This is a genomic window from Pseudomonas sp. 05T35, assembly GCF_056396605.1.
This window is the reverse complement of sequence record NZ_JBFTLU010000066.1, coordinates 1-13,788: the sequence shown is the minus strand read 5'-3', so window position 1 is coordinate 13,788 and position 13,788 is coordinate 1. Positions and strand designations below refer to the sequence as shown.

14 protein-coding genes and 1 other RNA gene are annotated in these 13,788 nt (G+C 59.7%); 11 read left to right on the top strand and 4 right to left on the bottom strand.

Translation table 11 applies throughout. The annotated features are described in order from the left end of the window. A partial coding sequence (locus AC1DH9_RS07445; protein ID WP_477807990.1) for a ClpXP protease specificity-enhancing factor SspB occupies positions 1–276 on the top strand: 276 nt, incomplete at its 5' end. A gap of 52 nt (positions 277–328) precedes the next feature. Here the strand turns inward: AC1DH9_RS07445 and AC1DH9_RS07440 are convergent. The 4 genes from AC1DH9_RS07440 to AC1DH9_RS07425 all read right to left on the bottom strand — a co-directional run bounded on the left by AC1DH9_RS07440 (position 329) and on the right by AC1DH9_RS07425 (position 3,772). Continuing rightward, complete coding sequence (locus tag AC1DH9_RS07440; protein ID WP_145015022.1) at positions 329–907, bottom strand: BON domain-containing protein; 579 nt, start codon at positions 905–907, stop codon at positions 329–331. Next, complete coding sequence (locus tag AC1DH9_RS07435) at positions 904–1,497, bottom strand: phosphoheptose isomerase (RefSeq protein ID WP_007904374.1); 594 nt, start codon at positions 1,495–1,497, stop codon at positions 904–906. Before AC1DH9_RS07435 ends, AC1DH9_RS07440 begins: the two co-directional genes overlap by 4 nt. Before the next feature lie 101 nt (positions 1,498–1,598). Further along, positions 1,599–1,961, bottom strand: coding sequence for a YraN family protein (locus AC1DH9_RS07430; RefSeq protein WP_427534586.1), 363 nt, complete (start codon positions 1,959–1,961; stop codon positions 1,599–1,601). After that, positions 1,961–3,772, bottom strand: coding sequence for a penicillin-binding protein activator (locus AC1DH9_RS07425; RefSeq protein ID WP_427547192.1), 1,812 nt, complete (start codon positions 3,770–3,772; stop codon positions 1,961–1,963). The genes AC1DH9_RS07430 and AC1DH9_RS07425 overlap by 1 nt, the downstream gene beginning before the upstream one ends. A 208-nt stretch (positions 3,773–3,980) precedes the next feature. Between AC1DH9_RS07425 and rsmI the strand changes: the two genes are divergently transcribed. The 10 genes from rsmI to AC1DH9_RS07375 form a co-directional block, all read left to right on the top strand. Then, positions 3,981–4,853 (top strand): 16S rRNA (cytidine(1402)-2'-O)-methyltransferase, encoded by an 873-nt coding sequence (gene rsmI / locus AC1DH9_RS07420; protein ID WP_427547195.1) that lies wholly within the window; start codon positions 3,981–3,983, stop codon positions 4,851–4,853. Between the two features lie 75 nt (positions 4,854–4,928). Further along, positions 4,929–5,282: RNase P RNA component class A (gene rnpB, locus AC1DH9_RS07415), an RNA gene on the top strand. A gap of 589 nt (positions 5,283–5,871) precedes the next feature. Beyond that, positions 5,872–6,327, top strand: a complete 456-nt coding sequence (mraZ, locus tag AC1DH9_RS07410; protein WP_019693566.1) for a division/cell wall cluster transcriptional repressor MraZ — start codon at positions 5,872–5,874, stop codon at positions 6,325–6,327. Then, positions 6,324–7,271 (top strand): 16S rRNA (cytosine(1402)-N(4))-methyltransferase RsmH, encoded by a 948-nt coding sequence (rsmH, locus tag AC1DH9_RS07405; protein WP_427533294.1) that lies wholly within the window; start codon positions 6,324–6,326, stop codon positions 7,269–7,271. Before mraZ ends, rsmH begins: the two co-directional genes overlap by 4 nt. Continuing rightward, on the top strand, positions 7,268–7,561 hold the full coding sequence (gene ftsL / locus AC1DH9_RS07400) for a cell division protein FtsL (RefSeq protein ID WP_103319127.1): 294 nt from the start codon (positions 7,268–7,270) through the stop codon (positions 7,559–7,561). Before rsmH ends, ftsL begins: the two co-directional genes overlap by 4 nt. Then, on the top strand, positions 7,561–9,300 hold the full coding sequence (locus tag AC1DH9_RS07395) for a peptidoglycan D,D-transpeptidase FtsI family protein (protein WP_477807991.1): 1,740 nt from the start codon (positions 7,561–7,563) through the stop codon (positions 9,298–9,300). Before ftsL ends, AC1DH9_RS07395 begins: the two co-directional genes overlap by 1 nt. Then, positions 9,300–10,763 (top strand): UDP-N-acetylmuramoyl-L-alanyl-D-glutamate--2,6-diaminopimelate ligase, encoded by a 1,464-nt coding sequence (locus AC1DH9_RS07390; RefSeq protein WP_427546832.1) that lies wholly within the window; start codon positions 9,300–9,302, stop codon positions 10,761–10,763. Before AC1DH9_RS07395 ends, AC1DH9_RS07390 begins: the two co-directional genes overlap by 1 nt. Next, a complete protein-coding gene (locus AC1DH9_RS07385) occupies positions 10,756–12,123 on the top strand; it encodes a UDP-N-acetylmuramoyl-tripeptide--D-alanyl-D-alanine ligase (RefSeq protein WP_427546829.1) in 1,368 nt (455 codons plus the stop codon). Before AC1DH9_RS07390 ends, AC1DH9_RS07385 begins: the two co-directional genes overlap by 8 nt. Then, positions 12,123–13,205: a phospho-N-acetylmuramoyl-pentapeptide-transferase gene (gene mraY / locus AC1DH9_RS07380; protein ID WP_477807989.1), complete on the top strand. Its 1,083-nt coding sequence runs from the start codon at positions 12,123–12,125 to the stop codon at positions 13,203–13,205. Before AC1DH9_RS07385 ends, mraY begins: the two co-directional genes overlap by 1 nt. Before the next feature lie 5 nt (positions 13,206–13,210). Next, a partial coding sequence (locus AC1DH9_RS07375) for a Mur ligase family protein (protein ID WP_477807988.1) occupies positions 13,211–13,788 on the top strand: 578 nt, incomplete at its 3' end.

The window sequence follows — 13,788 nt, the reverse complement described above, 5'->3', positions numbered from 1 at the left end:
GTCCTGAACGTATCGCCTGCGGCAGTGCGTCATCTGCACATGGATAACGATGCGGTCAGCTTTGAAGGGCGTTTCGGTGGTGTGCCGCATACGCTGTACGTGCCTATCGCTGCGATCCTCGGCATTTATGCCCGGGAAAACGGTCAGGGCATGGTGTTCGATCTGGAATCGCCTATGGAAGACGAGGAAGAGCTCGAGCCGGATGATGATCTTCCACCACCCGACAGCGAGCCGCCGCGACCTAGCGGCCGGCCAAGCTTGAAGGTAGTGAAGTAATAAAAAAGGCGATCCGCAAGGATCGCCTTTTTTATTACGCAGGAGCTGTAGATCAGTCGATGTACTCGAACAGCTTCACAATCTTCTGTACGCCAGAAACACCCTGCACCAGGTTGGTGGCCTGGTCGGCTTCCTGTTTGGTCAGCAGACCCAGCAGGTAGACGATACCGTTCTCGGTCACGACCTTGATGCGCGAGCCCGGGATGCTGGCGTCGGCGAGCATCTGGGTTTTGATCTTGGTGGTCAGCCAGGCATCGTTATTGCGGGCCAGTATCGACGAAGGCTGCATCACTTGCAGTTCGTTGTGCACGGTCTTTACCCGCTGAACTGCAGCAGCGGCTTGTCCGGCCAGTTCCTTGAGGTCGGGGCGTGGCGTTTGTCCGGCGAGCAGTACCACACCGTTGAAGCTGGTGACGATGATGCGCGAGCCTTTATCCAGGTCCGGGCTGGCCTTGGCCACGTTCACGCCGACCTTGGTTTCGATCAGGGAGTCGTCGATCTTGCTGCCGAAGGTGCGAGTGCCGCGATCGTCTTCAATGGGGGCGTCGCGGGTCGCGGTGAGTACCGAGGTGCAGCCGCTGATGCCCAGGCTTAGAGTCAAGGCCAGAAGGCCAAGGCGATTAAGGGTCATTCTTCACTCCCGAACAATTGGCTGTCGATCAAGTCGCAAAGACAATGGATCGCCAGCAGGTGGACTTCCTGGATACGTGCGGTGACATTGGCCGGGACGCGTATTTCGACGTCTTCGGGCAATAACAGTGATGCCATGCCGCCGCCATCGCGTCCAGTCAATGCTACGACAATCATTTCGCGATCATGTGCGGCCTGGATCGCTTGAATAATGTTCGCCGAGTTGCCGCTGGTGGAAATCGCCAGCAGCACGTCGCCGGGTTGGCCAAGCGCGCGGATCTGTTTGGAGAAGATTTCGTTGTAACTGTAGTCGTTGGCGATCGAGGTGATCGTCGAACTGTCGGTCGTCAGTGCAATCGCCGGCAAGCTCGGGCGTTCGCGCTCGAAGCGGTTGAGCAGCTCGGAGGAGAAGTGTTGTGCGTCACCGGCTGAACCGCCGTTGCCGCACGAGAGCATTTTGCCTTCGTTGAGCAGGGCGTTGACCATCACTTGGCTGGCTTGCTCGATGTGCGGTGCAAGTACGTCCATCGCCTGTTGCTTGGTATCGATACTGGCCTGAAAAAGCTGGCGAATTCGCGATTGCATGTCCATCTGTGTGACCTTAAGTAGCGCGGCTTGGTGGCACAGCAATGTGCAGCCCGCAAAGCAAAGAGCAAAAGTGTTGAGTGAAGATCGGCCTTGTCTTTGAGCAGTCAGCTGTCAAAGGCGTTCCTTAGCCAGTTCAAATGAGCCGCGTTGCCGTCTATGGCAACCACGTCGAAACGGCAGGGGGAGTTGGCCCAGCGCGACTCGCGCTGCAGAAAATACTGCGCGGCGAGTATCAATTTCTGACGCTTGCGCGCATCGATGCTGCCGAGCGCGCCACCCCATTGGGTGTTTTGTCTGTAGCGGACTTCGACGAATACTACTGTATCGCCATCAAGCATGACCAGATCAAGCTCGCCGCGTTTACACAACCAGTTCTGCGCCAGGAGGCGCAGACCTTGTTGCTGGAGATGCTTGAGCGCCTGGCTTTCAGCATCTCGACCGCTTTGTTGGCGTGACCTGTCGGGCATCAGCGTGGCGTGTCAGGCAGGCGTTGAACCTGGCCGTTGATGAACTGTGCCCACGGCAGCTGACGTTGAATGCGTTGCGACGAGGTCATGCTCAAGGTGCCTGACTGACCTTCGATGGTGCTGTCTGGCAGTGCCTTGAGTTGGCCCAGGCGTGGCGCCAGGCGATAGGCGTCGACGCCCATTGCGTAGAGGCGGCCCAGGCTGCCCGCAGCTTGTGGCCATTGAGCGGTCACTTGTCTGCGCAGCGGGTCGTTGGCGTCCAGCAGCCACGGGGTTTCGCAGAAGCGAACGCCGTTCATGTCGTTGTACTGGTTCTGGTCGCCGCTGGCGCTGAATACGTGGGAGGTGGCGTAAACCGGTACGTCACCTGCGTATTGAAAGTTCAGCGTTGGCTTGATCTGTTGGGCTTGCTGCGGTGTCGAGGCGAGGAAAATGAACTCGATGTCCTGACGGCGCGAAGGCTGTGCAGCGACCTGCGAGCCTACGGTGCTTTGCAGGCTCTTGGCGCGACCTTCGCTCTGACGCAGCTGGAACAGGTCGGCGATTTGCTGAGCCAGGGCTACCGGCTGATCAACGCGTTCGATACCAATGACGGTGCCGCCGTTGGCTTCCCAGTCCTGGCGGAAGGCTTTAAGCACGCGATCGCCCCATTCGCCTTTCGGTACCAGGGCAGCAGCGCGGTGCAGGCCGTCGGCGCGTGCGCGACGGGAAACCTCGCGGGCTTCGTCTTCAGCAGCCAGGCCGAACTGGAACAGTTGGGCCGGACCTTGTTCGCCTTCGCTGTAGTTCAGCGCCAGCGTAGTGATCGGCAGTTGCGGGCGAGTGCTGAGTTGTTTGACCAGCGGTTTTTCCAGCGGGCCGATGACCAGTTGCACGCCGTCGGCTTGTGCCTTGCGATAGAAGTCATCCAGCGACGTCAGGTGCGAACTGTCGTAGAACTCGATGGCGGGCGGCTTCTGCCCGGCTTGCTGGGCCTGGTAGTGAGCGGCCAGGAACCCTTCGCGCAGTGCCTTGGCGACCGATGCCAGAGGACCGTCTTGCGGAAGCAGCAGGCCGATCTTGCTGAGCGGTTGGCTGGCCAGTTCCTTGAGCTTGGTCAAAGGCAGTGGCAGCACCAGTGCAGCGGGGTGTTTAGGGTGCTGTGCGCGCCAGTTGTCGATAGCGGCCTGTTGCTGTTCCAGCGTAGCGGCGTTTTTCACCGCCACGGCCAGGCTCATCCAGCCGCCGAGATCGTCGGTGGTGATGGGTTGCAGTTGATCGGTCGGCAGGGACGAAATGAGCGCCCAGATTGCCTCGTGGTTTTTGCTGGCCGCGTCATCCTTGAGCAGTGGGGCAATAAAGATGCGTTCGCGGGCGGCGGCCAGGGTCTGGCCGTCGGCTTCAAGGGCGCGGGCATGGACGGTGCCGGTGCGCACTTGCTGCTCGACTGGCATCTCGCTCAGGTGTTGCAGGCTCGGATGGCTCAAGGCGGTCAGTGCTGCCTTGGGCTGGTTACGAGTCAGCGCCAGTTCGGCGGCCAGGGTGCTGGCATACACCTGTTGGCCGGGTTTCAACTGGTCCATCGGGACCTGCTGAAGGATTTGTGCAGACTGGCCGGCATTACCTTGGCGGTAAGCCAGGTCTGCCGCGCTCAGGCGTAACAGGGCAGCCTTCTCCGGTGTTTTGCTGGTGGCAGCCTGTTCGAGCAATTGCTCGATACTGGCATCCGCAGTCCGTGGAAGTTCGCCAAGGCTGGAGGAGGGCGAGCTGGCGCAAGCCGCCAACAGGGCAGCGAGGCAGAGGGCAGAGAACAGCCGCAGGCAAGCGATCATGTAATGTTCCTGATACTCGATCAAATTAGCGTGGAATTGTACCCAAGCGCTGGCCGGGGCGCGATGTTACTGGCGTGAAACCTTCAATTTAGGTCGTGTAAATGTTACGGCGATCAACAAAAGGGCGTGGAGCAAGATGATCGCTGCGCGCATTCAGGGCACTTCTACGCGCTACAATGCCGGTTTTACCGATCATGAGGTGTGCGCTTTGACTGCTCCAGGTGCTTTGAATTCCGTTGCTGGCTCGCTTTTTGTGGTGGCGACGCCCATCGGCAACCTGGACGACATCAGTGCGCGGGCGCTGAAAATCTTGCGTGAAGTGGCGTTGATCGCGGCTGAAGATACTCGTCACTCCTTGCGGTTGCTGCAACATTTCGGGATCGCGACACCGTTGGCGGCGTGTCATGAGCACAATGAGCGCGATGAAGGCAGTCGCTTCATCACGCGTTTACTGGCCGGTGACAATGTCGCGCTGATCTCCGATGCGGGAACGCCGCTGATCTCTGATCCGGGTTATCACCTGGTGCGTCAGGCGCGGGCGGCAGGTATCAATGTAGTGCCGGTTCCCGGTGCGTGCGCATTGATCGCGGCGTTGTCTGCGGCAGGGTTGCCATCCGACCGGTTCATCTTCGAAGGCTTTTTGCCGGCGAAGGCGGTGGGGCGACGTGCGCGTCTGGAGTCGATAAAGGAAGAGCCGCGTACGTTGATCTTTTACGAAGCGCCACACCGGATCCTCGAGTGCTTGCAGGACATGGAACTGGTATTCGGTCCGGAGCGTCCGGCGCTGCTCGCTCGCGAGCTGACCAAAACCTTCGAAACCCTCAAGGGGTTGCCGTTGGCCGAGTTGCGGGCATTCGTCGAGAACGATAGCAATCAGCAGCGCGGCGAGTGTGTGGTGTTGGTGTCCGGCTGGTCGGCGCCAGAGAGTGAGGAGGCGGTGAGTAGCGAGGCAATGCGGATTCTCAATCTGCTGCTCGAAGAAATGCCACTCAAGCGTGCTGCGGCGTTGGCGGCGCAAATTACCGGTGAGCGCAAGAACGTTCTCTATCAGGTGGCCCTGGATAAACAGAAAAGCGAGTAAGCGCGCGGGTTGCAGGGCGGCAAAAGGCTTTTATCGCTTGTTCTTCGGGCTCTCTGCCGTTAACCTTTGCGGCGGAGAGTCGATTGGACAGTCGCTGCCCTCTATGAAAATTAGGGGGGGGAGGAAAGTCCGGGCTCCATAGGGCGAAGTGCCAGGTAATGCCTGGGAGGCGTGAGCCTACGGAAAGTGCCACAGAAAATAACCGCCTAAGCACTTCGGTGCCGGTAAGGGTGAAAAGGTGCGGTAAGAGCGCACCGCACGACTGGCAACAGTTCGTGGCTAGGTAAACCCCACTTGGAGCAAGACCAAATAGGGTCCCAAGGCGTGGCCCGCGCTGGGACCGGGTAGGTTGCTAAAGATGTCCAGTGATGGCCATCGTAGACGAATGACTGTTCAAGACAGAACCCGGCTTATAGATCGACTCTCCACCTTTTTGTTCCTTCGGCTTGAATCTTCGGCGGAAGGACGTGGTAATACTGGTTGGCCATCTGCTGAACCCCTGGCAGAGGCTCCAATACAGTAATGATTACCCTCCCTGCTTGAGTCAGTGGCAGAAGGGCTTTGTAATACCGATTAGCTAGCGCTTGAACCGTTAGTCGCATCACCCAGGTAGTGGCCAATTCCCTCCCTGCTTGAATCAGTGGCAGAAGGGCTTCGTAATACCGATTAGCCAGCGCTTGAACCGTTAGTCGCATCACCCGGGTAGTGGCCAATTCCCTCCCTGCTTGAATCAATAGCAGAAGCGCTTTTGTAATACCGAAAAAATCTTACTCTTAACAAATCACTTTAACTTCTGAACGTAGCCTTCAGTGCTGCTTCAAGTTATTGAACAAAATCATCCGCCAAATACTCGTAACCCCTTCTTTTGCAGCGCTAAATCTCCGATCTGTAAGGGTTTTCCTTCAATCCGTGCCTTGACGGTGTGGTGGGCGCATTCCTATAGTGTGCGCAAGTGGCGGAAAGTGGCATGAAGTGGGTTTTTTAAGCGTAAAACGCTAAAATTTGGAGAAACGCTGACGTGTTTCGCGGAGCTAACGCTATCAGTCTCGATGCAAAAGGCCGTCTCGCCATGCCGAGCCGGTATCGTGACGAGCTCGTTTCGCGAAGTTCCGGGCAATTAATTGTCACAATTGATGCCGTTGATCCTTGTTTATGTGTTTACCCGCTCGATGAGTGGGAGCTGATTGAAACCAAACTGCGCGCACTGCCTTCGCTTCGCGAAGAGAACCGCCGCTTGCAACGTTTGCTGATTGGTAATGCCGTCGACCTCGAGCTCGATGGCAGTGGTCGTTTTCTGGTTCCGCCACGTCTGCGCGAATACGCCAAATTGGATAAGCGCGCGATGCTGGTAGGCCAACTGAACAAGTTCCAATTGTGGGACGAGGATGCCTGGGATGCGGTTTCTGCTGCTGACCTGGCTGCTATTCAACAACCGGGCGCCATGCCTGATGAACTGCGTGATTTGATCCTGTGACTATTGATAGCGGCTTTAACCACATCACCGTACTGCTTGACGAAGCCGTTGAGGCTCTCGCCGTACGCCCTGATGGCTGCTATCTGGATGGCACGTTCGGGCGTGGCGGGCATAGCCGTCTGATTCTCAGCCAGCTCGGTCCCGATGGTCGGTTGCTGGGATTCGACAAAGATCCTCAGGCGATTGCCACCGGGCAAACGCTAGCGGCCGAAGACGGCCGCTTTGTCGTTGTACAGCGCAGCTTTGCCGAGCTCGGTTCGGAAGTTGCCGAACGCGGTCTGGCCGGCAAGGTCAGCGGCGTCCTGCTTGACCTGGGCGTGTCTTCGCCACAGCTCGACGACCCGGAGCGTGGCTTCAGTTTTCTCAATGACGGCCCGCTGGACATGCGCATGGACCCGTCTCGGGGGATCAGCGCGGCAGAATTCGTCAACACCGCACCTGTCGAAGAAATTGCCCGCGTGTTCAAGGAATACGGCGAAGAGCGTTTCTCCGGCCGTATGGCCCGTGCCGTGGTCGAGCGTCGCGACATCAAGCCCTTCGAACGCACTGGCGATCTGGCTGAAGTCCTGAAAGTCGCCAACCCTGCCTGGGAAAAGGGCAAGAACCCGGCGACCCGCGCGTTCCAGGGCCTGCGAATTCACGTCAACAACGAGTTGGGCGATCTTGAGACCGGCCTCGAAGCCGCGCTTGAAGCCCTTGAAGTGGGCGGTCGCCTGGTGGTGATCAGCTTCCACTCGCTGGAAGACCGCATCGTCAAACAGTTCATGCGCAAACTGGTCAAGGGTGAAACCGATAACCTGCCGCGCAACCTGCCAGTACGTTTCGAAGCCTTCGTACCGAAAATCAAGATTCATGGCAAACCGCAGTTCGCTGGCGAAGCCGAACTCAAAGCCAACCCTCGTTCCCGTAGCGCCGTCATGCGTGTCGCGGAGAAACTTCGGTGAGCAAGCTCTTCGCCAAGCCACTTCCAGGCGGAAGCTTTTTCATGCTGCTGCTATTTATTGCCGTATTGGTCTCCGCGATCGGGGTTTCCTATAGCGCTCACTGGAACCGCCAACTGTTGAACTCGCTGTACAACGAGTTGAGTGTGCGCGACAAGGCGCAGGCGGAGTGGGGCCGGTTGATTCTCGAGCAGAGCACCTGGACCGCCCACAGCCGTATCGAAGTATTGGCCACCGAACAACTGAAGATGCGCATTCCCGGCGCCGCTGATGTACGGATGGTGGCGCCATGATGAAACTCGAAGGGGCACTCTTTCCTTGGCGGTTTCGTGTGGTGCTCGGCTTGCTGGGCGCCATGGTTGTAGCCATCGCGTGGCGCATTGTCGACCTGCAGGTGATCGACCGTGACTTCCTGATTGGTCAGGGCGATGCGCGCAGTGTTCGACACATTCCGATTCCGGCTCACCGTGGTTTGATCACCGACCGTAACGGCGAGCCGTTGGCCGTGAGCACCCCGGTCACCACCCTGTGGGCCAACCCCAAGGAAATGCAGCTGGCCAAGGAAAAATGGCCGGCACTGGCGACTGTGCTGGGGCAGGACCCTAAAGTACTGACCGAGCGACTCGAAGCTCAGGCGAATAAAGAATTCATCTATCTGGTGCGCGGGCTGACCCCCGAGCAGGGCCAGGTCGCGCTCGATCTGAAAGTGCCGGGCGTTTACGGCATCGAAGAGTTCCGGCGTTTCTACCCGGCCGGCGAAGTCACTGCGCACATGGTCGGCTTTACCGACATCGATGACCACGGGCGTGAAGGCGTAGAGTTGGCGTACGACGAATGGCTGGCCGGTGTCGCTGGCAAGCGTCAGGTCATCAAGGATCGGCGCGGCAGACTGATCAAAGACGTTCAGGTGACCAAAAACGCCAAGGCCGGCAAGCCCTTGGCGTTGTCGATTGACCTGCGTCTGCAATACCTGGCGAACCGCGAACTGCGCAACGCGATCATCGAGAACGGCGCCAAGGCTGGCAGCCTGGTGATCATGGACGTCAAGACCGGCGAGATCCTCGCCATGGTCAACCAGCCGACCTACAACCCGAACAACCGTCGCAACCTGCAACCGGCGATGATGCGTAACCGCGCGATGATCGACGTGTTCGAACCGGGTTCGACCATGAAAGCGATCTCCATGAGCGCCGCGATCGAAACCGGGCGCTGGAAACCGAGCGACACCGTCGAGGTGTACCCGGGCAGCTTGCAGATTGGTAAATACACCATCAAGGACGTATCCAAGACCGAAGGCCCGGTGCTCGACCTGACCGGCATTCTGATCAACTCCAGTAACGTCGGCATGAGTAAGGTCGCCTTCGATATCGGCGGCGAAACGATTTTCCGTCTGGCGCAGAAAGTCGGCCTCGGCCAGGACACCGGCCTGGGTTTCCCGGGCGAGCGTGTCGGCAACCTGCCGAACTACCGCGAATGGCGCAAGGCCGAGACGGCCACGCTGTCGTACGGCTACGGCATTTCGGTGACCGCGATTCAGCTGGTCCACGCCTTCTCGGCGCTGGCCAACAACGGTCGTATTGCACCACTGACCCTGATCAAGACCGACAAGGCCGCGCAAACCACCCAAGTGATTCCGGAAGCGGTGGCGAAAACCATGCAGGGCATGCTGCAGCAAGTGATCGAAGCCCCGCGCGGTGTATTCCGTGCGCAAGTGCCGGCCTATCACGTTGCTGGCAAGTCCGGTACTGCACGCAAGACCTCGGTGGGCACCAAAGGCTATGCCGAGAACTCCTACCGCTCGCTGTTCRCCGGTTTTGGTCCCATGAGCGACCCGCGCTACGCGATCGTCGTGGTCATCGATGAACCGAGCAAGGCCGGCTACTTCGGTGGTCTGGTTTCGGCGCCGGTGTTCAGCAAAGTGATGTCCGGGACCCTGCGCCTGATGAACATCACGCCGGACAACCTGCCGCCCACCCAGCAAGCCAACGCGACGCCGGTAATCCCTGTAAAAGCTAACGGAGGGCGTGGCTGATGTCGCTTAGCCTGAACAAGATTTTCGCCCACGCTGGCCGTGACCTGTTGATTCGCGAACTGACCCTGGACAGTCGAAATGTCCGTGCTGGCGACCTGTTTTTGGCCGTTCCGGGCGCTAAATTCGACGGTCGTACGCACATTGCCGACGCCTTGCAACGTGGCGCTGCTGCAGTCGCCTACGAAGTCGAAGGCGCGACCGTCCTGCCGATTACCGATGTGCCGCTGATTCCGGTCAAGGGTCTGGCTGCGCAGCTGTCGGACATTGCCGGGCGTTTTTACGGCGACCCGAGCCGTAACCTGAACCTGATTGGCGTGACCGGCACTAACGGCAAGACCAGCGTGACCCAACTGGTCGCACAAGCGCTGGACTTGTTGGGGCAGCACTGCGGCATTGTTGGCACCCTGGGCACCGGTTTCTACGGCGCACTGGAAAGCGGCCTGCACACCACACCGAACCCGATTGCAGTACAGGCAACCCTGGCCGACCTGAAAAAGGCCGGTGCCAAAGCCGTGGCCATGGAGGTGTCCTCCCACGGTCTGGATCAAGGGCGCGTGACGGCACTGGCGTTCGATGTGGCGGTGATGACCAACCTGTCGCGCGATCACCTGGATTATCACGGGACCATGCAAGCCTACGGCGAGGCCAAGGCCAAGCTGTTTGCCTGGAACGATCTGAAGTGCCGGGTGATCAACCTCGACGATGCGTTCGGTCGGCAACTCGCAGCTGAAGAGCGTGAGTCGCGCCTGATCACTTACAGTCTCGAAGACGCCAGCGCCTACCTCTATTGCCGTGAAGCGCAGTTCGACGATGAAGGCGTGCGCGCGACACTGGTGACGCCGCAGGGCGAACACCATTTGCGCAGTGCCTTGCTCGGCCGTTTCAACCTGAGCAACGTACTGGCCGCTGTCGGTGCCTTGCTCGGCCTGGATTACGCGCTGGATGAAATCCTCCACGTACTGCCAAAACTCGAAGGCCCGGCCGGTCGCATGCAGCGCCTGGGCGGCGGTACTCAGCCGCTGGTGGTGGTCGACTACGCCCATACCCCGGATGCGCTGGAAAAAGTCCTGATGGCCCTGCGTCCACATGCCAAGGGCAAATTGCTCTGCCTGTTCGGTTGCGGCGGTGATCGCGACCGTGGCAAGCGTCCGCTGATGGCCGAAGTGGTCGAGCGTCTGGCTGACGGTGTGCTGGTCACCGATGACAACCCGCGCACCGAAGACCCTGCACGAATTTTCGACGACATCCGCGCCGGTTTCACGGCGGTGGATAACGTTCGTTTCGTCGCCGGCCGTGGCCAGGCGATTGCCCAGTTGATCGCCAGCGCCAGCGCGGATGACGTGATCGTGCTGGCCGGTAAAGGTCATGAGGACTATCAGGAAATCAACGGCGAACGCCATGATTTCTCCGATCTGGTGGAGGCCGACCGTGCCTTGACCGCGTGGGAGGTGGCCCATGCTTAAAGCCTTGAAATTGAGCGAAGTGGCGGGTCCATTGGCCGGCCGCCTGCTGACTACCGACAGCAGCTTCGATGGCGTCAGCATCGACAGCCGGGCGATCAAGCCGGGCCAGTTGTTTGTTGCCCTGACCGGGCCGCGTTTCGATGGTCATGACTACCTGAACGACGTGGCTGCCAAAGGCGCGGTCGCGGCTCTGGTCGAGCGTGAAGTGACGAACTCCACGTTGCCTCAGCTACTGGTCACCGATACTCGTCAGGCCCTTGGTGAACTCGGCGCGCTGAACCGTGCTGCGTATTCGAACCCGGTCGCGGCAATCACGGGCTCCAGCGGCAAGACCACGGTCAAGGAAATGCTTGCGAGCATCCTGCGCACGCGCGGGCCGGTGCTGGCGACCCGTGGCAACCTGAACAATGACCTCGGTGTTCCGCTGACCTTGCTCGAACTGACCGCGGAGCACACTGCGGCTGTCATCGAACTGGGTGCTTCGCGGATCGGCGAGATTGCCTACACCGTCGGCATGACCAAGCCGCATGTCGCCGTGATCAACAACGCCGGGACCGCCCATGTCGGCGAATTCGGCGGGCCGGAAAAAATCGTTGAAGCCAAGGGCGAGATTCTCGAAGGGCTGGACGCCGATGGCATCGCCGTTCTGAACCTCGACGACAAGGCTTTTGATATCTGGAAGAAGCGTGCCGCCGGTCGTCAGGTGCTGAGCTTTGCCCTGAACGACAGCCGTGCCGATTTCCACGCCACCGATCTGGCTCGTGACGCTCGCGGTTGCCCGTCCTTCACGCTGCACAGTCCGCAAGGCGTCGAACAGGTTCAACTGAACCTGCTTGGCAACCACAACGTTGCCAATGCCCTGGCCGCCGCCGCTGCCGCGCATGCCCTGGGTGTGTCGCTGTTCGGTATCGCCACGGGGCTGAATGCGGTGCAACCGGTCAAGGGCCGTGCCGTGGCGCAACTGGCAACCAATGGCATGCGCGTCATTGATGATTCTTACAACGCGAACCCCACCTCAATGTGCGCTGCCGTTGATATACTCGCCGGCTTTTCCGGCCGCACCATTCTGGTGCTCGGGGATATTGGCGAGTTGGGCGAGTGGGCGGAGCAGGGGCACCGCGACGTTGGCGCGTACGCCAGCGGCAAGGTTTCCGCGCTTTACGCTGTTGGCCCGATGATGGCGCATGCCGTCGCCGCCTTCGGTGAGCAGGCTCGTCACTTTGCCAATCAGGCTGATCTGATCGCGGCGCTGGGCGCCGAACACGATACAAACACCACTATTTTGATCAAGGGCTCGCGAAGCGCTGCGATGGAAAACGTCGTTGCGGCTTTGTGCGGTTCGAGCGGGGAGAACCATTAATGCYGCTGTTGTTAGCGGAGTATCTGCAACAGTTCTACAAAGGCTTCGCAGTCTTTCAGTACCTGACCCTGCGCGGGATTCTCGGTGTGCTGACCGCGTTGTCGTTGTCGCTGTGCCTGGGTCCCTGGATGATCCGCACGTTGCAGAACCGCCAGATCGGCCAGTCTGTCCGTAATGACGGCCCGCAATCGCACTTGTCCAAGTCGGGCACTCCGACCATGGGCGGCGCACTGATTCTGACCGCCATCGGCATCAGCACCTTGCTCTGGGCAGACCTGCACAACCGCTATGTGTGGGTCGTGTTACTGGTCACCCTGTTGTTCGGGGCCGTGGGCTGGGTCGACGATTACCGCAAAGTCATCGAGAAGAACTCCCGTGGCTTGCCGAGCCGCTGGAAATACTTCTGGCAGTCGGTGTTCGGCCTGGGCGCGGCGATCTTTCTTTATATGACTGCACCCAGCGCGGTTGAAACGACCTTGATCGTGCCGATGTTCAAAGACGCCAGCATCGCGCTCGGCATTGGCTTCGTGGTCCTGACCTACTTCGTGATCGTCGGCTCCAGCAACGCGGTCAACCTGACCGACGGCCTCGACGGCCTGGCGATCATGCCAACCGTGATGGTCGGCGGCGCGCTGGGGATCTTCTGCTACCTGTCGGGTAACGTGAAATTCGCTGAATACCTGCTGATCCCTTATGTACCGGGCGCAGGTGAGCTGATCGTATTCTGCGGCGCGCTGATCGGTGCCGGCCTGGGTTTCCTCTGGTTCAACACCTACCCGGCTCAAGTCTTCATGGGCGACGTCGGCGCACTGGCGCTGGGTGCAGCGTTGGGCACCATCGCAGTGATCGTCCGTCAGGAAATCGTCCTGTTCATCATGGGCGGCGTGTTCGTGATGGAAACCCTGTCGGTGGTCATTCAGGTTGCCTCTTTCAAGCTGACCGGTCGCCGCGTGTTCCGCATGGCACCGATTCACCACCACTTTGAACTCAAGGGCTGGCCCGAGCCACGCGTGATCGTCCGTTTCTGGATCATCACTGTAATTCTCGTACTGGTCGGCCTTGCCACCCTGAAGCTGAGGTAGAACAAGTGTCTCTGATCGCTTCTGACCACTTCCGCATCGTTGTCGGCCTCGGCAAGAGCGGCATGTCCCTGGTTCGCTTCCTGGCGAACCGGGGCGTGTCGTTCGCTGTCGCCGATACGCGGGAAAATCCACCGGAGCTGGCCACGCTGCGTCGTGACTACCCGCAGGTGGAAGTGCGTTGTGGCGAGCTGGATGTCGAATTCCTCTGCCGTGCCGACGAGCTCTACGTGAGCCCGGGCCTGGCCTTGGCGACTCCGGCCCTGCAAGCGGCAGCGGCCCGTGGCGTGAAGCTGTCGGGTGATATCGAATTGTTTGCACGTAACGCGAAGGCGCCGATTGTTGCCATTACCGGCTCCAACGCAAAAAGTACCGTGACCACGCTGGTCGGCGAAATGGCGGCAGCAGCCGGCAAGCGCGTGGCGGTGGGCGGTAACCTCGGTACCCCGGCACTCGATCTGCTGAGCGACGACGTCGAGCTGTACGTGATGGAACTCTCGAGCTTCCAGCTGGAGACCACCGATCAGCTGGGCGCCGAAGTGGCTACCGTGCTGAACATCAGCGAAGACCATATGGACCGTTACAG

Coding starts and splice junctions, on each gene's coding strand:
- AC1DH9_RS07440 (WP_145015022.1), bottom strand. CDS start 907: ATGACCCTTAATCGCCTTGGCCTTCTGGCCTTGACTCTAAGCCTGGGC.
- AC1DH9_RS07435 (WP_007904374.1), bottom strand. CDS start 1,497: ATGGACATGCAATCGCGAATTCGCCAGCTTTTTCAGGCCAGTATCGAT.
- AC1DH9_RS07430 (WP_427534586.1), bottom strand. CDS start 1,961: ATGCCCGACAGGTCACGCCAACAAAGCGGTCGAGATGCTGAAAGCCAG.
- AC1DH9_RS07425 (WP_427547192.1), bottom strand. CDS start 3,772: ATGATCGCTTGCCTGCGGCTGTTCTCTGCCCTCTGCCTCGCTGCCCTG.
- AC1DH9_RS07390 (WP_427546832.1), top strand. CDS start 9,300: ATGTCGCTTAGCCTGAACAAGATTTTCGCCCACGCTGGCCGTGACCTG.
- AC1DH9_RS07385 (WP_427546829.1), top strand. CDS start 10,756: ATGCTTAAAGCCTTGAAATTGAGCGAAGTGGCGGGTCCATTGGCCGGC.